At 47.9% G+C, this 19,965-nt stretch carries 17 protein-coding genes, 2 tRNA genes and 1 other annotated feature; of the genes, 16 read left to right on the top strand and 3 right to left on the bottom strand.

Going from position 1 to position 19,965, the window contains the following annotated elements:
* Window positions 1–36 precede the first annotated feature (36 nt).
* A tRNA-Thr gene (locus FC47_RS07285) sits at window positions 37–109 on the top strand.
* 412 nt (window positions 110–521) lie between these two features.
* The gene (locus FC47_RS07280; protein ID WP_056968508.1) at window positions 522–2,285 is read left to right on the top strand and encodes a glycoside hydrolase family 13 protein; all 1,764 of its coding nucleotides are present in this window, start codon (window positions 522–524) and stop codon (window positions 2,283–2,285) included.
* 186 nt (window positions 2,286–2,471) lie between these two features.
* Here the strand turns inward: FC47_RS07280 and FC47_RS07275 are convergent, their stop codons facing one another.
* The gene (locus tag FC47_RS07275) at window positions 2,472–2,921 is read right to left on the bottom strand and encodes a hypothetical protein (protein WP_056968507.1); all 450 of its coding nucleotides are present in this window, start codon (window positions 2,919–2,921) and stop codon (window positions 2,472–2,474) included.
* Window positions 2,922–3,104: 183 nt separating this feature from the next.
* Window positions 3,105–3,346, top strand: a binding site (T-box leader).
* Window positions 3,347–3,554: 208 nt separating this feature from the next.
* Here FC47_RS07275 and FC47_RS07270 point away from each other — a divergent pair.
* A complete protein-coding gene (locus FC47_RS07270) occupies window positions 3,555–4,361 on the top strand; it encodes a 2-keto-4-pentenoate hydratase (protein WP_056968506.1) in 807 nt (268 codons plus the stop codon).
* A 249-nt stretch (window positions 4,362–4,610) separates the two neighbouring features.
* Complete coding sequence (gene bsh, locus FC47_RS07265; protein ID WP_006499363.1) at window positions 4,611–5,591, top strand: choloylglycine hydrolase; 981 nt, start codon at window positions 4,611–4,613, stop codon at window positions 5,589–5,591.
* 47 nt (window positions 5,592–5,638) lie between these two features.
* Here the strand turns inward: bsh and FC47_RS07260 are convergent, their stop codons facing one another.
* Window positions 5,639–6,235 (bottom strand): alpha/beta fold hydrolase, encoded by a 597-nt coding sequence (locus FC47_RS07260; RefSeq protein WP_056968505.1) that lies wholly within the window; start codon window positions 6,233–6,235, stop codon window positions 5,639–5,641.
* Between the two features lie 124 nt (window positions 6,236–6,359).
* Here FC47_RS07260 and FC47_RS10610 point away from each other — a divergent pair, with 124 nt between their 5' ends.
* The 7 genes from FC47_RS10610 (at window position 6,360) to FC47_RS07230 (ending at window position 12,534) form a co-directional block, all read left to right on the top strand.
* The gene (locus tag FC47_RS10610) at window positions 6,360–6,533 is read left to right on the top strand and encodes a hypothetical protein (protein WP_006499365.1); all 174 of its coding nucleotides are present in this window, start codon (window positions 6,360–6,362) and stop codon (window positions 6,531–6,533) included.
* Between the two features lie 75 nt (window positions 6,534–6,608).
* Entirely contained in the window at window positions 6,609–7,106 is a 498-nt protein-coding gene (locus FC47_RS07255) for a phosphatidylglycerophosphatase A family protein (protein WP_033935224.1), read from the top strand.
* A 213-nt stretch (window positions 7,107–7,319) separates the two neighbouring features.
* Window positions 7,320–8,105, top strand: coding sequence for a sulfite exporter TauE/SafE family protein (locus FC47_RS07250; RefSeq protein ID WP_033935225.1), 786 nt, complete (start codon window positions 7,320–7,322; stop codon window positions 8,103–8,105).
* An 87-nt stretch (window positions 8,106–8,192) separates the two neighbouring features.
* A complete protein-coding gene (locus FC47_RS07245) occupies window positions 8,193–9,653 on the top strand; it encodes a hypothetical protein (protein WP_056968504.1) in 1,461 nt (486 codons plus the stop codon).
* Between the two features lie 165 nt (window positions 9,654–9,818).
* Window positions 9,819–11,075, top strand: coding sequence for an MFS transporter (locus FC47_RS07240; protein ID WP_056968503.1), 1,257 nt, complete (start codon window positions 9,819–9,821; stop codon window positions 11,073–11,075).
* A gap of 72 nt (window positions 11,076–11,147) precedes the next feature.
* Window positions 11,148–11,221: transfer RNA gene (locus FC47_RS07235), tRNA-Thr, on the top strand.
* 137 nt (window positions 11,222–11,358) lie between these two features.
* Entirely contained in the window at window positions 11,359–12,534 is a 1,176-nt protein-coding gene (locus FC47_RS07230; protein ID WP_056968502.1) for a cation:proton antiporter, read from the top strand.
* Window positions 12,535–12,577: 43 nt separating this feature from the next.
* Here FC47_RS07230 and helD read toward each other — a convergent pair whose 3' ends face one another.
* The gene (helD, locus tag FC47_RS07225) at window positions 12,578–14,893 is read right to left on the bottom strand and encodes an RNA polymerase recycling motor HelD (RefSeq protein ID WP_056968501.1); all 2,316 of its coding nucleotides are present in this window, start codon (window positions 14,891–14,893) and stop codon (window positions 12,578–12,580) included.
* Between the two features lie 175 nt (window positions 14,894–15,068).
* Here helD and FC47_RS07220 point away from each other — a divergent pair, with 175 nt between their 5' ends.
* The 5 genes from FC47_RS07220 (at window position 15,069) to FC47_RS07200 (ending at window position 19,917) form a co-directional block, all read left to right on the top strand.
* Complete coding sequence (locus FC47_RS07220; protein WP_006499373.1) at window positions 15,069–16,016, top strand: Ppx/GppA family phosphatase; 948 nt, start codon at window positions 15,069–15,071, stop codon at window positions 16,014–16,016.
* On the top strand, window positions 16,003–17,277 hold the full coding sequence (locus FC47_RS07215; RefSeq protein WP_056968500.1) for a hydroxymethylglutaryl-CoA reductase, degradative: 1,275 nt from the start codon (window positions 16,003–16,005) through the stop codon (window positions 17,275–17,277). Before FC47_RS07220 ends, FC47_RS07215 begins: the two co-directional genes overlap by 14 nt.
* Window positions 17,274–18,245, top strand: a complete 972-nt coding sequence (locus tag FC47_RS07210; RefSeq protein WP_056968499.1) for a hypothetical protein — start codon at window positions 17,274–17,276, stop codon at window positions 18,243–18,245. The genes FC47_RS07215 and FC47_RS07210 overlap by 4 nt, the downstream gene beginning before the upstream one ends.
* Before the next feature lie 16 nt (window positions 18,246–18,261).
* Entirely contained in the window at window positions 18,262–18,978 is a 717-nt protein-coding gene (locus FC47_RS07205; protein WP_033935231.1) for an NAD-dependent protein deacylase, read from the top strand.
* Between the two features lie 84 nt (window positions 18,979–19,062).
* Entirely contained in the window at window positions 19,063–19,917 is an 855-nt protein-coding gene (locus FC47_RS07200) for a DUF72 domain-containing protein (protein WP_056968498.1), read from the top strand.
* Window positions 19,918–19,965 lie beyond the last annotated feature (48 nt).

Raw genomic sequence — 19,965 nt, 5'->3', positions numbered from 1 at the left:
CGCTCCCTGCGAGGATAGGGCATCGCCACGCATTATGCTGACTTAGCTCAGTTGGCAGAGCAACGCACTAGTAATGCGTAGGTCGAAGGTTCGAATCCTTTAGTCAGCACTAACTTAAGAAGCCGTTAGCAACAATTATTTGTTGCTAACGGCTTCTTGTTTTTTGCTACATTAAACGAAGGTAGTACTGAGCTGCCTTAGTTAAGCTAAAAGTCAAAAAAGCCTGCTACCGGTTTTATTTCGGTAAGCAGGCTTTATCGTTTCAATTACACTAAATACAACTGGAGCTGGGATAGTATCATAATTTTTGGTTATTTCCATTCAAAAACGGGGTGTTGGCGATCAACTACGCCGCTTTGGGTTTCAACATGAAAAATCTGCTGCTCAATTTTAATTATGGCTTGATTTTCGATAATTAGCGCAGAAAATTATAATTTGGTCAACGACAATTTTGAGCCTATAATGAAATGACGGCTGGCACTACGATGAAATCAAGACAATTATAAAGGAGCTGGCAACCAATGAATCTGGCAGGAATCTATCATCGTCCAGAAAGTGAAATGGCCTATCTATACACTAAAGATGTCATGCATATTCGCTTAAAGACCGCTCAAGATGATATCACTCAAGTTTTGCTCTTGCATGGTGATCCATATAGTCTGCATAGTCGGCCGGATCTTCCCAAATTTTACAAGCACCCAACACCAATGAAAAAAATTCACTCTGATGGTGTGTATGATTATTGGCAAGCAGCCATTACCGAACCAAAAAGGCGTCTGGCGTATGCTTTTGAGTTGACTGATCAAAAAGGCGGTCAACTGATCTATGCTGACAAGGGATTTATTCAGCCGACTGATCAAAAGCTGCTGGATGATGCCAATACTTATTTTCGAATGCCTTATTTTCAAGATATTGATGCCTTTCACGCGCCAAAATGGGTGGAAAAGACGGTTTGGTATCAAATTTTTCCGGAACGCTTTGCCAATGGTGATTCGACCAACGATCCGACGGGCACCAAGCCTTGGGATCCCCAAACTCATCCTGGTCGCCAGGACTTTTATGGTGGCGATCTGCAGGGCGTGATCGATCATCTGGACGACTTAAAAAAACTGGGTGTTAATGGACTGTACTTTAATCCGCTTTTTAAGGCGCCTTCCAACCATAAGTATGATACACAGGACTATTATCAGATTGATCCGCACTTTGGCGATGCTCAGCTGTTCAAAAAAATGATCGTGCTGGCTCATCAAAAGGGAATACGGGTAATGCTGGATGCCGTCTTTAATCATATTGGCGATCAGTCGCCGATGTGGCAGGACGTTTTGAAATATGGGCAGAGTTCAAGATATGCCGACTGGTTCCACGTCAATCAGTTCCCAGCCACCTATACGCCAACTGCCAACTTTGAATTTGCCAAGGATGCCACCTATGATACGTTTGACTACACGCCCCATATGCCAAAGCTTAATACGGCCAATCCAGCAGTTCAGAACTATCTTTTAGATATTGCCAAATATTGGGTGCGCGAGTTTGATATTGATGCCTGGCGGTTAGACGTTGCCAATGAGATCGATCATCATTTCTGGCGTCGGTTTCATAATGAGATGCTGGCGTTAAAAGATGATTTTTATATTCTGGGGGAAATCTGGCATTCCGCGCAGCCATGGCTCAATGGCGATGAGTTTACGGGCGTGATGAACTACGACTATACGGGAGCGATCATCAGCTGTCTGATCAACCATGAGCTAAGCAGCCAGGGCCTCGTCAATCAATTAAGCCGTCAGCTGATGCTTTACCGTGATCAGACCAATGCCATGATGTTTAACGTGCTTGATTCGCATGACACGGCACGAATTATGACGGTAGCCCATGGTGATGCTGCTTTGGTCAGACAGACGCTGGCGTTTACTTTCCTGCAGCCGGGGTGTCCATCGATTTATTATGGCACCGAATACGGAATGACGGGCAACAGCGATCCAGACTGCCGCAAGCCGATGAACTGGCACCCAGACGCAAAAGCCTTGGCAATGTACGACTTCGTTCATGATTTAATTAAGCTGCGGCAAAAAAACTGGCAGCTGATCGCACAGGGTATGCTTAGTTTGGCTGCTCTGCCGGATGATCAAGGAATCGTAATTAAGCGTCAACTGCACCATAAGCAGCTAACGGCAGTCTTTAACACCGGTCGTAAATCATTAGCCTGTCAGCTGGTGCCGATAATGTCGCAGGGCCTGCAAAAAGAGCGGCTGCGGCCAAAAGGATTCGTGATTGCCATTCAAGGATGATTCGGCTGCGGATAATGAAATTTTGGTCGTTTTAAGGATAAATAAAACATCCTAGTCTAGTGTTGGATGATTACTTAACGGAGTAGTCGTTCAACACTTTTTCTATGTACAGTGAGGATGAAGCCAATGTCGTGGTTTTTGGGACATGTGACGTCGTAAACAAAAAGCCACCGCGCTTGGCGATGACTATTGGGTACCGAATACGGTTTTGACTTTAAGCCCTTTTTGACTGCGATACCACCCTTGATGATTGAATCTGATCTCAGCAATGGTTTGGCCATTTGGGTTTTGAACGTAGACTGGCAGGCGGGTCTTGAACTGCCGCTGGAGCTGATTGGTTTGTGTGCTTAATTGATCCAGCTGCTGTTTAAGCTGTTGATCGGTTGAAGCCGCCGCCGACCGTTTTAAGACGATGCGGCTGCTTGTCACGCTAACTTTGGCGTAAAGATCATGGCTGAGTTTTTTTCTTAGTGTCTGGTTCAATTGAGTAATTCTTTCAGATGAGATGGCAGGGTTGGATTCTTGATGGTGGTCCAGGATTGCCATCAGCATTGCGGCAATAATTGCCATGGCAAATGCTAATCTGATCAGCGCGCGGTAGTTGATAGTATTGGCATGATTATTGTTCCAGCGCATTTTCTCACCTCGTGTTATTGACTGTCTTTATTTTACGCCGGTTGTGTTGCTGATATAACGCCAAACATCGCGCTTTATAAATTAAAAATTAGAAAATAATGATAAAAAATAAAAAATCTTGTTGACAATGGCAGTTGTGGTGCTTATTATATAAACATAAATTAAATGCGAATTAGAAATCGATTAAAAACGTTGATTAGGAAGAGTAGCTTGATCAGCCAGCCAAGCAGAAAGCTGACGGTAGTTGCGAGTCAGCCGCGCGGTCAAGCGAAAATCACCTATGAGTTGGGCGTCAAAATCTTAGTAAGACGCACCTGGCAGCACCCATTACCGTGCCGATGAATCCAGTCTAACTGGGTTTGTTTGAGGTTAAGTTTTCAGCTTAACGAAAAAAGGTGGTACCACGCCCATGCGACGTCCTTTAAATGCTTTGCGAAAGCAGGCATTTAAAGGGCGTTTTTTAATTCGTATTCAAAACCAAGCATAAAAAGAGGTGAGTGTCATGAAAGACAGCGACATTAGCGACATTACCAATATTAAAAATCAACTCGCAAAACGACTTAAACAAGGACACTCACGCTGTAACCATTATAATCTGCCAGCGTGAGGCAATTAAAAATGGAGGAATCTAATATGACTGAACAACAAGCAAACCTGACCGCAAACCAAGAAAAATTCGCTCAAGCACTGTATGATGCCTACAAGTCTGGCAACCCGCTGTTAGAATCTGAATGGGAAGGCGTCGTTAATGATGACGACACGGCCTATCGAGTACAAGATCGAGTGATGGCACTCAAGAATCAAGAAGTTGGCGGCTACAAGGTCTCATTAACCAGTGAAGAAACGCAAAAGATGTTTGACTCTGACTCACCACTGTATGGTCAACAGGTTGAAGACCACTTCTTAAAGTCGCCAGCAGAAGTCAAGCTCAGTGATCGCATGGCGGCACTGGCTGAAGTAGAACTGGGTTTTCGGGCCAAGGAGGATCTGTCACCGGACGACTCGCTGGAAGATCTGATGAAGAAGACAACGGTTTGCGGCACGCTTGAGGTTCCTGACTCACGCTTTAAAGACTGGTTCCCAAGTCTTTCCAAGTACAACGTTATGTCAGACTGTGCTGTGGGCGGTCTGGTCGTCTATGGCGAAGAACGCGATACGGATAAGGTGTTTGCGACGCCTGAAGATGCAGCCAAGGTTCACGCCGAGCTCTATTTCAATGGCGAGAAGAAGGATGAAGGGGATTCCTCAGAAGTGCTAGGCAATCCGCTGAAGTCACTGCAATGGCTGGTGGCTAAGCTGGCTTCACAAGGCAAGCAGTTTAAAAAAGGTCAGCTGGTATCTTCCGGAACGTTTGTGCTGCCGCCAAAACTGGCTGCCGGCAAGTGGGAAGCCAAGTTTGATTATGGCTTTGGCACGGTTGAACTGAACGTTACCGATTAGGATTATGTTTTCCCTACCTGATTTGGTTTTTATATAAATTGACAAAAAATTAGTTTAAGAATTGTTTAAAAACACAATAAGAATTATTTAAATCTATTAATCGACAAAAACGTAAAAAAGCTGTTATAACGGGATTGGGCCCTCGTGATAGCAGTTTTTTTTATTTATGCAATACTTGTTTTAAAAATAGTTTGCACTAAAATGATGATCGAATAATGATAATTTACATTTGTAAAGGAGTGAAGGCTCATGTGTACTGCAGCAACCTATACTGCTGGTGACCACTATTTTGGTCGGAATTTGGATTTGGAACTGTCTTATGGTGAAAAGGTTACGATCACGCCACGCAATTTTCCGCTGACCTTCCGCAAGATGCCAACTCTTGAACATCACTATGCTTTGATCGGTATGGCAACGACGGTCGACAATTATCCGCTTTATTTTGACGCTACCAATGAAAAAGGGTTAAGCATGGCTGGCTTGAACTACCCAGGCAACGCCGACTACAAGCCATACGCAGAAGGCAAGGACAACGTATCGCCATTTGAGTTCGTATCATGGATTCTGGGCCAATGCGCAACACTGGCCGAAGCTAAGGTTTTGTTAGACAAGATCAACCTGGTTAAGATCGACTTTAGCGAACAGCTGCCGCTTTCACCGCTGCACTGGCTGATGGCTGAAACGGCATCTGAAAAGACTTTAACGATTGAATGTGATCGTGATGGTCTGCACGTTTATGACAATCCAGTTGGCGTCTTGACCAACAATCCTCAATTTGATAAGCAGCTGTTCAACTTGAACAACTACCAGTTCTTAAGTCCTCAGCAGCCAGAAAACAAGTTCAGCCAAGACCTTGAGCTCGACAACTACAGCCGTGGTCTGGGAACGCGGGGCCTGCCTGGCGGGATGGATTCAATGTCGCGCTTTGTCAAGGTTGCCTTTACCAAGCTTAACGCGCCTAAGGGAGAAACCGAAAATGAAAACGTCGGTAACTTCTTCCACATTCTGCACTCGGTTGAACAGCAAAAGAACCTGGATGGCGTCGAGAATAATCAATTTGAATTTACGATCTATTCATCATGTGTCAACGCCGACCGCGGTATCTACTACTACACCACCTACGACAACAATCAGATCAATGCCGTTGACATGCACAAGGTTGACTTGGATGGCCGGGAATTGATTGATTATGATCTGGCAAACGAACAAAACATCAACTGGCAAAACTAAGTCTTAAAAAAACCGCCTGGAAATATTTCCAAGCGTTTTTTTTCTGATCAGCGTAATTGATTGCCCAAAGCTTTTAAACCGTCATCATTAATGGCTGCTTCCATTCTGTCGATCCAGACCAGATGACCATCAAAAAGCCGATTGCTGAGGCCTTGCGCTGCTGTGCGGTTCTGCCGATCACGGGCACCGCAGAAAACGGTCGTGGGACATTGAACGTGCATCAGCTGATTGGTCAGGTCGGCGTCATATAACGACTGCAGCAGAGCCAAAGATGATTTTTTATCGAGCGGCCGGTCTTTAAAACTGCCTTGGGGAAGCAGTCGCCACCGAGCTGCCTGCCGTTTCAAGCGGGCCGTTGGGATTTGATACTGCGGTTTGACCAGCAGCAGATTATCAATGCGGCCAAACGCGGTAACGGCGACTTTAAGCGCGATGACGGCACCGATGCCATCCCCAATCAACGTAACCGGCTGCGGAACCTGGCGCACCAGCTGTTCAACGGCCCGCGCCAAGGTCTGGTAGTCTAAAGCCGCATCGCTGAATTGACGATAATCAATCAGTCTTAGCTGATGACGACTGACTTTAAGCTGCTGCCAAAATGCAGATGATTGTTTTAAATCAGGCAAAACGATGACCGTTCCCATAACTAGTGCCAACTTTCTATAGTGTTCTTTAAGAAAAATATTTTACCACAAAACGGCAATAAAAACCGGCGTGAAGATCATAGGCGTTATAATTGCAATATGTTAGATTAAAAGAGGGATTCAAATGCTGTTTTGGCTGTTAAGGCATGGCTGGCTGATTTTGCCATTTGTGTTCGTCTTTCCGCTGCCAGCCGGTTCGCACCAGAAGCGATGGCTGATTGTTGAACTGATTGGTTTGGCAGGATTGCTGATCTTATTGTTCTGGTGGTGGCAGACGGCGGGAAAGTCATCGGTTTGATTGGTGATTTTCAGCCATAGTCAGGTTGATGTCTGTGCTTTTTCGCGGTGAGTATTTCAAAATGAGGTGAAGATTTTGCTGACAAAAGATTTTAAATATCCAGATACCAAGGCCCATGAATTTGTAATTACGCGCTTAAAAGAACGCGGCGTTGATCTGCATCAGCTGGCCAAGATTGCTTTTGACCTGCAGCAGCAGTTTATTCCTGAATTAACGGAAGCCGACTGCTATGAGGAGCTGCTCAACGTCATGCACAAACGCGAGCTGCTCAACAATGCCATGGTGGCACTGGAACTGGATCGCCTGGCGGAAGAAAATCAAATCAAAGAACCGCTGCTTTCAATCATCAGAAAAGATGCCGGCGTTTTTGGCGTTGATGAGGCTTTGGCACTGCAGATCTCTGATATCTATGGCACGATTGGCGCAACGAACTTCGGCTATCTGGACCGAGTCAAATATGGCATCATCAAAAGCTTTGATACCGATGAAAACCATATCAATACGTTTATTGACGATCTATTGGGCGCGATCGTGGCCGCAGTCTGCGGCAAGATTGCCCATAAATATGCCTAGCATGATGGATCGTTCGGCAATTGGTCTTTTAACGATTCTGGATTCGATATTAGCAGCTGGCGGCAGGAGATTTCACTAATTAAAAATTCCTCAGCAGTGGCGTTTAGGGCGATTGCTGGTAAAAAAATTAAGCTTTTTTCACGAAGGTCAGACCTAAATCATCGATGAATGTTCTATAATTAAAAACAATTCTGAAATTATTTAGGGAAAGAGATGACGGGAGTGGAATTTATCCTTTTGATGATCGGCATTGGTATTTTGGCAGGGATCATCAGTGCCGCAGCCGGCTTGGCATCGCTGGTAACCTATCCTTCGCTGCTGGCTATGGGGCTGCCACCGGTGACGGCCAATGTAACCAGTGCCTTTTCGACGATTGCCAGTGGCTACAGCTCACTATTTGCCTCGACCAAAGAGCTGCAGGGCCATCAAAAGCAGGTAAAGATCGTTTTGCCATTGGTTTTGGTTGGCTCGGTGCTGGGTGCCTGGCTGTTGTTTGCCTTGCCTGGATCATGGTTTAAATATCTGGTGCCAATCTGTATCGGCATTGGCGGGGTAATCCTGCTGTTTCCTCACCAGCCTAAGCAGGCTCAAGCAACGATGTCGGCCAACAGTCGTATGTTTGGCAAGTCATTGGTACAGCGTGGGTTCAACATGCTGTGGATCTTTTTGATTGGCGTCTACGCGGGATACTTCAATGCGGGCGCGGGCGTTTTGTGTCTGACGCTGCTTTCAATCATCAACCGTCAGGAGAGTTTTGCCATCAACAATGCCTTAAAAAACGTGGCAATGACGGCAACCAATACGACGGCCTGGATCGTATTTGCCTTGGAGACGCCGATTCGCTGGCACTATGTTTTACCCTTGATGATCGGCAATATTATTGGCGGCATCTTGGGCCCAATCATCGTACGACACCTGCCTGGTCGACTGATGCAGATTCTGGTCGGGATCGGCGCCTTGATCTTGGCAGTTTCACTAACGATTCGCAATTTTTCATAAGCGTTGCTCAGCTGCAGCGCTTTTTTTGACCCCAAGATCGTAAAGAATGGTAAATTAAGAATAATCAGTTCAAAGGGGGATGCGCAGATGAAAAAGGATCAAGCAATTTTGGATTTTGTCGATCAGTGGCTGTCGGTACTGCTAAAACTGGATGAGCCGACTGAGGCGCTGTTAGATTCAGAATTTGTCTGGCAATGTCAAAAACTGCATTTTGATCAGCCAACGCTTGACTTGGATGCGGCCTTTCCAATCGAACAGCCGATGACGTCGCTGACCGGCTTGAAAAAGATCATTTCTAAAATCAATGACAAGATGATGCTGGGGCATGCGATCTATCGTCAATGGCAAAATTGGCAGGCCAAACCGGCTGACTCGCAAAAAGCCTGGCTGATCGCGGCCCTGCAGCAGTTAAAGAAACTAGCGCTGGCCAATGAATCCTTACCATTTGTGTTTCATGGCGTCATCGCGCATCTGGAGTTGATCTCTCAGGCTGCCACCAATTCACCGGCAAGCGTACAATGGCTGAAGCTCGGTCGCAATGGCAAGGCCGAGCTGCGCATCATGAATGATCAATACAAGCTGCTGACAACGCAAACCGAGAATCTAAAAGGTCCACAGCTCAACGTCTTTTTCGAGAAGCTGGCCCTTTATTTTGCAAAACGGCATGATTTTAAGCCGACCAACATTGAAAACGAATGGCAGCTGACTTTGACGGCAACGAATGGGCAAAAATTTCAGACGCGCGGATATTGGCTGACCGACGCGGCGCTGGGTGAGCTGGCTCAAGAGCTGCGGCAGATCTGGAATGGGGATGCCAAGCTATGGCTGTTTGATGGTCTGGTCCACGCCGAAAAGATCGATCGGCTCACAATTCGCTATCATCGGCAACTCAATGCCTACCAAGAAGATGGCGAACCGGTTCAGCTTGATTATCTGGAAAGCATCGTAATCGACCGTGCTCAGCAGGATTTGATCTATCGCAAGCATCTGAGCGACGATTGCGCAATGGAGCACCGTTACCATATTGCGAATGCGATCGATGCCTTGCTGGATGTACTGCAGACACCGGATTTTCTGGCATACGTCAATGGCAATGATGACGATGTGGTGTTTGATCCGGATGACCAGCGCCGGTATGCAATTGAGATTCAAACTGCTACTGGTCAGACCCGAATCATCAATGGCTCGTTTGATAAGCAGGGGCTGCCGGTTGATTTTCCCAAACTGGCCATGATAATCGAAGACTTCTTAAGCTTTTACGGCAACAATGAGCTTATTGATCCGGCACTCTACAATCATCAATGGCGGCGACCGGGCCAATATATCTATTGTGACGTCTCCTTTGAAGAGGATGGACGCACGTATTGCTATCGCACGGAAGACGAGCGTTTGGCAGAAGGCGATCTGGTCAGGGTTCCCGTGGGGCGGGACAATCATTTGGCAATTGGCCGAATCGAAAGAATCCAGATCGTCGACGGTCAGCACGTTCCTTACCCGCTGTCAAAAACCAAGCTGATCATTGGTCCTTATCAAGCAGATGAGGACTAGGACGACAGCTTGATATCAACCCATCAGCAGCTGCTGGTGGGTTTTAATATTTGAGTAGTTGCATCAAAATTGATCAAATAGCGCTAAACTCTATTCTAGAGAGAATCTTTTCAGTCAAAAACCGCTCTATTATGTTTGGAATTACGTCTTGAAAGGATGATTAATTTGAAATTCAACAAGCAGCAATGGGAATGGATCTTTTATGACTGGGCCAATTCCGGCTATGCCATGCTGGTAACGACCGCGGTTTTTCCCATTTACTTTAAAGTCGTTGCCTTGCAGGGCGGCATCTCTTCGGCAGATTCAACGGCCTATTGGGGATATGCCAATAGTTTCAGTACTTTGATCATTGCACTGCTGGCGCCGTTGCTAGGAGCATTGGCCGATTATCCGCATGCTAAGCGCCGCTGGCTGAATATTTTTACCTGGCTGGGGATCGTGACCGCTATGATTTTAGGCAGTCTGCCCGCAAATGGCACGATGGCCTGGCTATGGCTGATCATTGTCTATGTGATTTCCAATATGGGGTATTCTGGCAGCAATCTTTTTTATGATAGTTTTTTAACCGATGTGGCTGACGATGAGCAGATGGATGAAGTTTCTTCGGCCGGGTTTGGCTTTGGCTATCTGGGCGGCGTGCTCTCATTTGCCGTCTTTTTAGTCGCTGAATTAACGAATGGCTTTGGCATATTGGACGGCAATGGCGTGGCCCGATTCAGTTTTTGGCTCTCGGCCGGCTGGTGGCTGCTGTTTGCCTGGCCATTGATGAAAAACGGTCAGCAGCGCTATGGCGTTCCAGATACCGAAAATCGCATTGCCAACAGCTGGCAGCGCGTTTTGCAGACGCTGCGGCATATTAATCACTATCGTCAGGCATTTTGGTTTTTGGTGGCCTATTTCTTCTTTATTGACGGTGTTGACACGATCGTTACCATGGCTACGGTTATCGGTGAGGATCTGGGTATCAAGACGACGACGCTGATGATCGTCATGCTGGTAGTCCAATTGATTGCCGCGCCGTTTTCAATGCTGTATGCCTGGCTGGCCAAGAAGACCTCAACGCGGCGGGCATTATTGTTGAGTATCATTGTCTACATGCTGATCTGTCTTTATGCCCTAAAGCTTAAGTCTGCCGCTGATTTCTGGGTGTTGGCGATTTTGGTCGGAACCAGTCAAGGCGGCATTCAGGCACTGAGCCGTTCTTATTTTGGCCGTTTGATTCCCAAAAGCGACAGCAGCGAGTTCTTTGGCTTTTACAACATTCTGGGCAAGTTTTCGGCAATTCTGGGACCGGTTTTGGTTGGACTGGCTACGCAATGGACCGGCAACTCACGCTGGGGAATCTTTTCTTTGGTGATTCTTTTTGTGATCGGTCTGGTCATCTTTTTGATTCTGCCACGTCTGAACGATGTTAAACCGTAATAGGCAAAATTAAAAATCAAACTGCTGGACTGCTGACTTGCGTGAAGCACGATTCTTCGCTATACTACCAGTGCCGTCTTAGCTCAGATAGGTAGAGCACATCCATGGTAAGGATGAGGTCGGCGGTTCAAGTCCGCTAGACGGCTCTATCAAACCGGCGATAATCTACAAAGGCTTTCTGCAGTTTGGGCAGAAAGCTTTTCTTTTTTGATGAAGCCGGTGGTCGTTTTTGGTAAGATAAAAATATAGTCTCGTTTTTGAACATTGAAGAAAGGGGAAAGACATGAGCTTTATTGCCACTTTGGCGGGAATTCTTCTAGCCACGCAGCTTGTTTCGCATTTGTTCGCGCGGTGGGGCATTCCCGATGTCATTGGGCAGATCTTAGTCGGAGTCGTGGCTGGACCGGCTATGCTGAATTGGGTTCACCAAACAGAAATGATCAATGAGTTCCAAGAGATCGGCGTGATCATTCTGATGTTTATCGCTGGTTTGGAAAGCGACTTGAACCTGCTGAAGAAGTACCTTAAGCCGGCAGTGGTCGTAGCCTTGATGGGGATGATTCTGCCGGTTGTGGTCATGGGACTGGCAGCTGATCTGTTCGGCATGCAGTGGTTTGAGTCATTGTTTGTCGGCGTGATTTTTTCAGCTACCTCAGTCAGCATCTCGGTGGCCGTTTTGCGTGAGTATCAGCAGCTCGACAGCAAAGAGGGCGCGACGATTCTTGGTGCAGCGGTTGCCGATGATATTGGCGGCGTGATTGCGTTGAGCGTCTTGATCAGCATGATGCGCGGCCAAGGATTTGATGGTGAGCAGAACATGAGTCTTGGTCTGACCATCTTTTTGCAGCTGCTGTTTTTTGTCGGCACCTATCTGCTGGTTAAGTTTTTGGCGCCTTATCTGATGCATGCCAGTCAACGTATGCTCACAATTGCTGCCCCTGCAGTCGCGGCAATGATCATCTGTCTGACGATGGCTGCGTTGGCTGATAAGGTTGGCTTGAGCGGTGCCGTGGGAGCATTCTTTGCTGGAATCGCGATTGGCAATACCAAGACCAGCGAAGTTGTCAACCAAAGCTTCGTACCGCTTGGCTATGCCCTGTTTATTCCGGTATTTTTTGTAAATGTCGGCTTGAGTATGCGGATGGATCATTTTGTCGACTCATTGCTGTTTATCATCGTTATGACGATTCTGGCTTGTCTGACCAAGCTGCTTGGCTGTGGCGGCGGTGCCAAAATGATGGGTTTTGACTTTAACAGCAGCTACGTGATCGGCAGTGGCATGGTCGCACGTGGCGAAATGGCCCTGATTACGGCACAGATTGGCTATGAAGCTCATCTGCTTTCTGAAAAGTACTATTCAGATGTGATTACGGTGATCGTTTTGGCAACGATTCTGGCACCGTTTATCTTGAAAAATGCCTTGCAGAAGGTTAAGCAGACAGCGAAAAGTCAAGTATGATAAAAAGTCCCCGTGCAGATTGGCACGGGGACTTTTTGAATTGTCAGGATTCTGCAGTCTCTAAAAGCTGGGCTGCGTTTTGCTCGATCACCGAACTGACGGGACCAGCACTGATCAAAGTCAGCTCATGCATTGCACGGGAGGCCATGGTATAGATCAATCCAACGGCACGCTCGGCTGGCAGGTTTTGGTCTGAGACGTTCCAGGCAATCGCAGCGTCAAACTCCAATCCTTTGGCCAGATAGATTGGCAAGACGACAATGCCAACTGGCAGCACGCTGTCTTGGCTGTCAAGCAGATGCACGATCGACTTAAACTGCCGGTGCAGCGTTTGATAGACTTGTTTGGCCTGCGCGCGGTCCTTAGTTAAAACGGCAATCGTTGCGTAGCGCTCATGCAAAATTGCAGTCTGCTGCAAAAGCGCGGTGGCGGCGTCGGCTGAATCAGCAGCGGCAATCAGTCGCGGTTTGGCACCATGTCTGGTAAACGAGATGATCTGATCACCATCTGGCAGCAGGCTCTTGGCAAAATCGGTAATCTCCATGGTTGATCGATAGCTGCGCTTGAGTTCGATCAGGTTGGGATGCTTGAAGGCCAGGGCATCGTTTAGCTGCTGTAAAAGCTGACCGGGCAGCTGAAGCGGTTTAAAGAGGGCCTGCTCGCTGTCGCCAAGAATCGTAAACCTGGCTTTGGGGAAGGCGTGCTTTAGATAGATCAGCATAGCCAGTGAGTAGTCCTGCATCTCATCAATAAAGACGTATTGGAAAGAACGATTCTGCCCGCTGCCGCTCATCAAGTCGCGCAGATACATCAGCGGTGCCGTATGCATTAGAGCGATGCGATGATACTCAAGCTGCTGCCGATAGCCAAAGAGCATGGACTGCCAGTCGCTGTTTTTGACTGTTGCGGGCCGGCTGAGCTGCTGCAGAAATTTTTCGTATTGGCTGTTAAAGTCGATGAAGTAATCGTTATAGATGGCATCATAGACGATCCGGAGCCGCTTTTTGGCCAGTTGATAGGAAAGATAGGCATACTGTTCATCTTCGTCGGCAAAATCGTCAATGGTTTTCTGACCATACAGATTATGCAGGCCAATGACGTCTTGATCGTTAAGCTCCTTGGCGATCCAATCGCTTTTGGCAACGTCTTGAATGCGACTCTTCAGCTCTTTGATCAAGGTGTTTTTGGTTTTCAACAGGCGGTCGGCAATCGTCATGGCTGCTGGCTGTGCTTGATAGATCGACTGGATATGTTCAGCACTGAAAAACGGCTGCTGTCTAAAGTTCAAATCGGTAAAGCAGATTGCATCTGGGTGCTGCTGGAGAAATTCCAGATATGCCTTGACTTGATACATGCAGTCGGCGCCTTCCAGATAATTGGCAATATCAAGGCTGATAGCGGGGTTTTGCGATCGTGTCTCGTAGCGTTCAAACAAGGATTCAACGTTCAGTCCCTCAAATCGGCGCCTTAAAAAACCTTCCAGCGTTACCTGACGCATGTTGCGCTCACCCAGGCTGGGTAGCACGTCAGAGATATAATGGCTGAACAAAAGGTTGGGACTGAACAAGACGATCTGATCGGCATTGAGTGCGGTTCGGCTATGATAAAGCAGATAGGCGATTCGCTGCAGAATGGCGGAAGTCTTACCGGATCCTGCCACCCCTTGAACCAGCAGCAGATCGCTTTTGGTATCACGAATAATATCATTTTGTTCTTTTTGGATCGTCGCCACGATATTTTGCATGTACTGGTCGTTTTGATGGCCTAAAGCTTCCTGCAGCATTTGATCGCCGACGGTTTCATTAGTATCAAACATGTTGATGATCTGACCATCTTTAATGGTAAACTGCCGCTTTTTAACCAGCGTCGTTGACTGAGTGCCAGCCGGTGTCTGGTATTGGACCTTGCCCAGCGTACCGTTGTAGTAGATTCCTGAGATCGGCGCGCGCCAGTCATAGACGATAAAATCGGTCTTGTCATCGTTCATTAAAGAAGCCGTCCCGATGTAAAGCGATTCTGGCTCTTTTTCACCAGGATCCAGAATGTCGATGCGGCCAAAATAAGGCGATTCCCGCAGCTGCTGCAGGGTCTGCAGCTGATGACGCAAGATGGTCTCGTTTTCGACCGTTCGCGCCACCAATTGCCGCTGCTGCTCAAGCTCAGAGCGGGATTCGGCAATATCATCAACTTCATAGCGGTTGATCGAGGCGTTTTCGCCAAAGTTCTTTTCCACGGCCCGCGTTTCCTGGTGGGCACTGTCTAAGGCAGCCTGCGTTTTTTTGATCTGGGCGTCAATCTGCTGAATCGTCCAGTCAACGCGCTGCTGTTCAAGCTTTCGTTCTGAGTATTCGTCTGCCAAGCTGAATTCCTCACTTTTCCAAAAAATTAGCTTAACTATTTTAGCACGTCCGAACATCAATTGCGGCTAAACCGAATTTTAATGGCAAAATCGGTGTTTATGGCGAAAGATAATGGTAACATTAAATGGATATTGAAAAAATTAATGATCAACAAGTAAAGCGGAGGTGAAAGTGGTGGAAAACCTCGCGATTGTTGACCTGGGATCAAATTCAGCTCGAATGGCGGTAACTGAAATCTCTCCGGATGGGAAGTTTCGGGAAATCAAGCGCGTTAAGGAAAATACGCGTCTTTCGGAAGGAATGGGTCATGAAAAGATTCTCCAACCCGAGGCAATGGAACGCACAATCCAGGCAATCAAGCACTTTAAGCGTCAGTATCAAGGCCTGCCCAATCTGCAGGTCCAGGCGATTGCAACGGCAGCAGTGCGGCAAGCCAAGAATCGACAAGAATTTCTTCAACGGGTCAAACAAGAAACCGGTCTGACGGTCCGCGTTCTTTCCGGCTATAAAGAAGCATATTATGACTATTTAGGCGTGGTGCGCACCCTTAAGCTCAATCATTGCCTGATTCTGGATGTTGGCGGGGCCAGCTGCGAACTGGTTCTGGTCCAGCATCGCAAGGCCAGAGACCTGATCTCGTTGCCGATTGGCGCGGTTAACCTGTCTGAGCAGTATCATCTGGGCGGCTACGTGCGCAGTGCCGATCTTTTTAAGGCCCAGGCAGCCGTTTGTGATCGACTCAATAAGATTCCTTGGCTGCGCTATGCCACACGGATGCCGATCGTCTTGTTAGGGGGCGCCAATCGAACGCTGGCCCGGATGAGTCGTTCGTATCGGCATAAAAATCGCGGCTCGATTCATGGTTATCGCTTAACGTCACGAGTGGTCTACGCGACCTATCGCGAGCTTTTGAGCCGCAATCTGGCCCAGCGCAAGAAAATGCCCGGATTAGAACCAGATCGAGCCGACATCATTATTGGCGGCATGCTGCCATTAGTGACGCTTTTGGAGCGCAACAGCGATGGCCGCGTTATTTTTTCGGAAAGCGGCGTGCGGGAAGGAATTATTACCGAATACATTCAGCAGCGCGAAAAACGGAGTCAAAACGATGAAAAACAATGATCTTAATCATGATTGGATGCATGGCCTCTACCGCTTGCCAACCAGCCAGCGGCAGCAGATTATCAGTGATCAGTTTTCATTAGCGGATGATCAGCAGGCCTTAATGAAGGAGAATGCCAGTCAGCTTGGCAGTCAGCTGATTGAAAACTATCTGACCGACTACCGCTTGCCAGAAGGGGTGGTAACCAACCTGGTCGTCAATCACAAGACCTATGCCGTGCCGGTGGTTACCGAAGAGCCTTCCGTCGTAGCGGCTGCCTGCAACGGTGCTAATCGGGCAGCTTTAAGCGGCGGCTTTACGGCTCCGGCAGCTGAGCGGGCAATGCTGGGGCAGGTGGTTTTAAAAAACGTTGCAGACCCTGCAGCACTAAACAAGTGGCTGCTTGAACATGAAACCGAGATCCTGGCGGTTGCCAATGCCGCGCATCCCTCAATGCAAAGACGCGGTGGTGGCGCTAAACGGATCAGAATCAGACCGGCAGCACCGTTTGTCAGCGTTGATCTGATCATCGGCGTAGGTGAAGCAATGGGCGCCAATACCGTCAATACGATGGCCGAGGCAGTCGCCCACTACTTAAAAGAGCAGGGCCATGACGTCTTAACGGCAATCTTGAGCAACGCGGCCTTTATGAGCCTGCAGTCGGCTGCTTGTCGGGTCAGCTTTAAGAACCTGGCAACGGCAACGATGAATGGCGAAGTCGTGGCACAGCGGATTGCCGAATTAAGCCAGCTGGCGCAGGTCGATCCATATCGGGCGGCTACTCACAACAAAGGAATCATGAACGGCATTGACGCACTAATGATCGCCAGCGGCAATGATTGGCGAGCAATCGAAAGCGGCGCGTATGCCTATGCAGCAAGCAGCGGTCAGCTTAAAGGACTCAGTACCTGGGAAATTGATGGTGATGCCTTATTGGGCCGGATAAAACTACCATTGCCAGTGGGAACGGTTGGTGGCTCAATTGGACTTAACCCTTTGACCAGGCTTAACTTTAAGATCAATAATATTCATTCCGCGGGTGAATTGGCCAGAGTAACAGCCAGTCTCGGATTGGCACAGAATCTGGCTGCGCTGCGGGCACTAGCGACCAATGGCATTCAGGCTGGCCATATGCAGATGCAGTATCGCTCACTGGCCGTTGCAGTTGGCGCGACGGCAGCTGAGGTTCCAGTTCTGGTCAAGCGTCTCAAAAAACTGCCGCAGGTTAATCAGAATGTTGCCAAGCAAGCACTTCAAGAACTGAGAAAGGACTCATTATGACAGAAGAACAACCAATTAAATTGAATCAAGAGGCCCAAAGCCTGTTGGATGCCGTTAATGCCATCTATCCGCAGGGCAGCGTCTTTGTCCAGTTTGAAGGTGAGAAATCCGGCTGGCTCAGACACGATCAGGCCCGTCAGACAACGCTGCCTGGCGGTTTGGTAATTACGGTGACTGATCTGACGGCCCCTGACTATACTGCTTCACATGAGCTGCTGCATTTATTGATGCTTTTACGCGGCTTTCCACAGATTTTCTTTCAGCTTTCATTAGGCAGTGAAGAGCTGGACGAACAAATGATGATCATGGCAACCGATCTTTACGATACGGTCATGCATCGGGTAGTTACGGCTGAGCAGCGCAAGCACGGCTTGATTGACGATCAGATCGAAGCAGAGTATTTTAAAGGCATCGAACATACCCTGACGCCTGAATCCGATCGGGCTGACGATGAGCGAACGATGCGGCTGCTGACGATTTTGGATGCTCTGGTCTTTTATGGTACCGGCGATCACCTGGCAGAATATGAAGCACGGCTGACCAAGCTTTATCCTGTGGCAGCCAAGGCAGCAGTGGCAATGTATGAAAAACTGGTCGCCAAGCCGATCAATTCGCCGTTTGACTTGCGTCGCAACGTCGTCAAGCTGTTTGAGCTGTTTGATGAGCAGATGACGGCCTGGGAGCTGCCTAAGCTGCACAACAAGGAATTTGTTACGCTGTCGCCGGTTTTAAGCGGACGGCAATTGCGGTTGAGTGTTCGGCAGGTGTTTGAGATTTTCCATTCCGACATGAAAGATCGTAAGACTGGCAAGCGGGCCTACATCGGTGTACGGCGCAATGATGGACAGAACTCGTTTACGATTCCGGCTCCTGAAAACGATGCACCGGCTGAATTCTTGAAACTGTATGATGAGCCGGTTGAAAAACTGCTGACGGATCTAAACGTGCCATTTATCGTTAGAAAATAACTAAGGAAGTGGTTTGATGGATGCTAAAGATCAAGAATTGTTCGATCAGGCAAAGCAGATTGTCTTTTTGACCGGCGCCGGCGTTTCAACGGCTTCGGGAATTCCGGATTTTCGCAGTGCCAATGGCTTATATACACAGAATCACAATGCCGAATATTATTTAAGCCACCGCTATTTTGAAACCGATCCGGATGGCTTTTATGAATTCTGCAAGCAAAATCTGTATTTTCCCGATGCACTGCCCAATCCGATCCATCAAAAGCAGGTCGCCTTGGCACTTCAAGATCGAGCAACGATTATTACCCAAAATATCGACAATCTTTATGAAGTGGAATTTCAAAAACAAGGCGCCAAGCCGCGACATTTAATTGATTTTCACGGCAATCTTTACCATGTATATTGTGAAAAATGCGGGCAGACGGTACCAGTCAGTGAGTATCTAGACAGTCGGCTGCACCAGACTGATCAAGGGCCGCTCCGTCCTGACATCGTCTTATACGATGAAGGCATCAAGCAGGATGACATTCTCGATTCCGTTCACGCGATGCAAAAAGCCGATCTGGTCGTAATCGTCGGTACCAGCATGCGCGTCTATCCATTTGCCGGGCTATTGGAGTACCGGAATCCGCAGGCTAAGGTAATGGCAGTCAATCAAGAAAAGCTTGACTTCCCATTTCCATTTGAGATGATTCAAGCCGATGCCACCAGCTTTTTTGCCGAACTGCGCGCTTAAAAGCTACTGAAGGCCCAGCCTGCTGCTGCAAGCTGAGCCTTTCTTAATCTTGATGCATGATTCCAAGGCGAAAGGAATGGTTTTGTGACCCAGATTACGCTTGGCCTGACGACCTGGTCAGAGCATCCCGCGCTGATTGATGGTCAACGGCAGACAACCACGCTTAATGAATATGCTCAGCATTTTCCGACCGTTGAAATCGATACGTTTTTCTATGCTTTGCCTAAATCGGCAACCGTTCAGAAATGGCTGACTGAGGTGCCGCGCGACTTTCAGTTTATCGTTAAGGCGCACCGGCTGATGACTCAGCATGAGAACCTGACCGAGCAGGACTCTTTATTAGCGGAGGTGTTTCAAAAATATCGTGATGCCATCATGCCATTGATTGCAGCTGGTCAGCTGAAATGCATCCTGTTTCAGTTTCCGCCGTTTTTTGATGCACAGCTTGATCATATCGACTATCTGCGGCGGATTCGTCTACTAATGGGAAATCTGCCAATCGCCGTTGAGTTTCGAAATGCCAGCTGGTACCAACCAGCGATTCTCCAGCCACTGACCGAATTTTGCCGCGACCTGCAGCTTACGCTGGTTGCTGCTGATGAGCCGCACGATACCTTGACCAGCGTGCCGTTTTATCTGATTACGACCAATCCCAAGCTGGTAATGATCAGACTGCATGGTCGCAATCGCGAGGGCTGGGATCATCCGGACAAAGAGTGGCGAAAGAAACGGACGCTGTATCGTTATTCAAGCCGTGAACTGCAGGGATTGGCGACTTTGATTCAAAACCTTGCGCCGGCACCTCAAGAAATCTGTGTCATCTTTAACAACAACTCAGGCAAAGATGCCGCGCCCAACGCTTTGGAACTGCAGCGAATCTTGCATCTTGAGTTTAAGGGATTGGCACCGCATGATCCCGAGCAGCTGAATCTGTTTTAAAATCAAGAAAAAACCGCTCATTTTATGTTAAACTAAAGATTATTAAAT

The organism is Limosilactobacillus mucosae DSM 13345 (assembly GCF_001436025.1).
Lineage (GTDB): Bacteria > Bacillota > Bacilli > Lactobacillales > Lactobacillaceae > Limosilactobacillus > Limosilactobacillus mucosae.
The sequence above is the reverse complement of the archived record's forward strand: the minus strand, read 5'-3'. Positions and strand labels throughout refer to the sequence as shown.

Excerpts from the sequence above, each read along its gene's own strand:
- FC47_RS07210 (WP_056968499.1), top strand. The coding sequence starts at position 17,274 with ATGACAGAAGAACAACCAATTAAATTGAATCAAGAGGCCCAAAGCCTG.
- FC47_RS07250 (WP_033935225.1), top strand. The coding sequence starts at position 7,320 with ATGACGGGAGTGGAATTTATCCTTTTGATGATCGGCATTGGTATTTTG.
- FC47_RS10610 (WP_006499365.1), top strand. The coding sequence starts at position 6,360 with ATGCTGTTTTGGCTGTTAAGGCATGGCTGGCTGATTTTGCCATTTGTG.
- FC47_RS07230 (WP_056968502.1), top strand. The coding sequence starts at position 11,359 with ATGAGCTTTATTGCCACTTTGGCGGGAATTCTTCTAGCCACGCAGCTT.
- FC47_RS07205 (WP_033935231.1), top strand. The coding sequence starts at position 18,262 with ATGGATGCTAAAGATCAAGAATTGTTCGATCAGGCAAAGCAGATTGTC.
- FC47_RS07260 (WP_056968505.1), bottom strand. The coding sequence starts at position 6,235 with ATGGGAACGGTCATCGTTTTGCCTGATTTAAAACAATCATCTGCATTT.
- FC47_RS07280 (WP_056968508.1), top strand. The coding sequence starts at position 522 with ATGAATCTGGCAGGAATCTATCATCGTCCAGAAAGTGAAATGGCCTAT.
- FC47_RS07215 (WP_056968500.1), top strand. The coding sequence starts at position 16,003 with ATGAAAAACAATGATCTTAATCATGATTGGATGCATGGCCTCTACCGC.
- FC47_RS07275 (WP_056968507.1), bottom strand. The coding sequence starts at position 2,921 with ATGCGCTGGAACAATAATCATGCCAATACTATCAACTACCGCGCGCTG.
- FC47_RS07245 (WP_056968504.1), top strand. The coding sequence starts at position 8,193 with ATGAAAAAGGATCAAGCAATTTTGGATTTTGTCGATCAGTGGCTGTCG.
- FC47_RS07270 (WP_056968506.1), top strand. The coding sequence starts at position 3,555 with ATGACTGAACAACAAGCAAACCTGACCGCAAACCAAGAAAAATTCGCT.
- bsh (WP_006499363.1), top strand. The coding sequence starts at position 4,611 with ATGTGTACTGCAGCAACCTATACTGCTGGTGACCACTATTTTGGTCGG.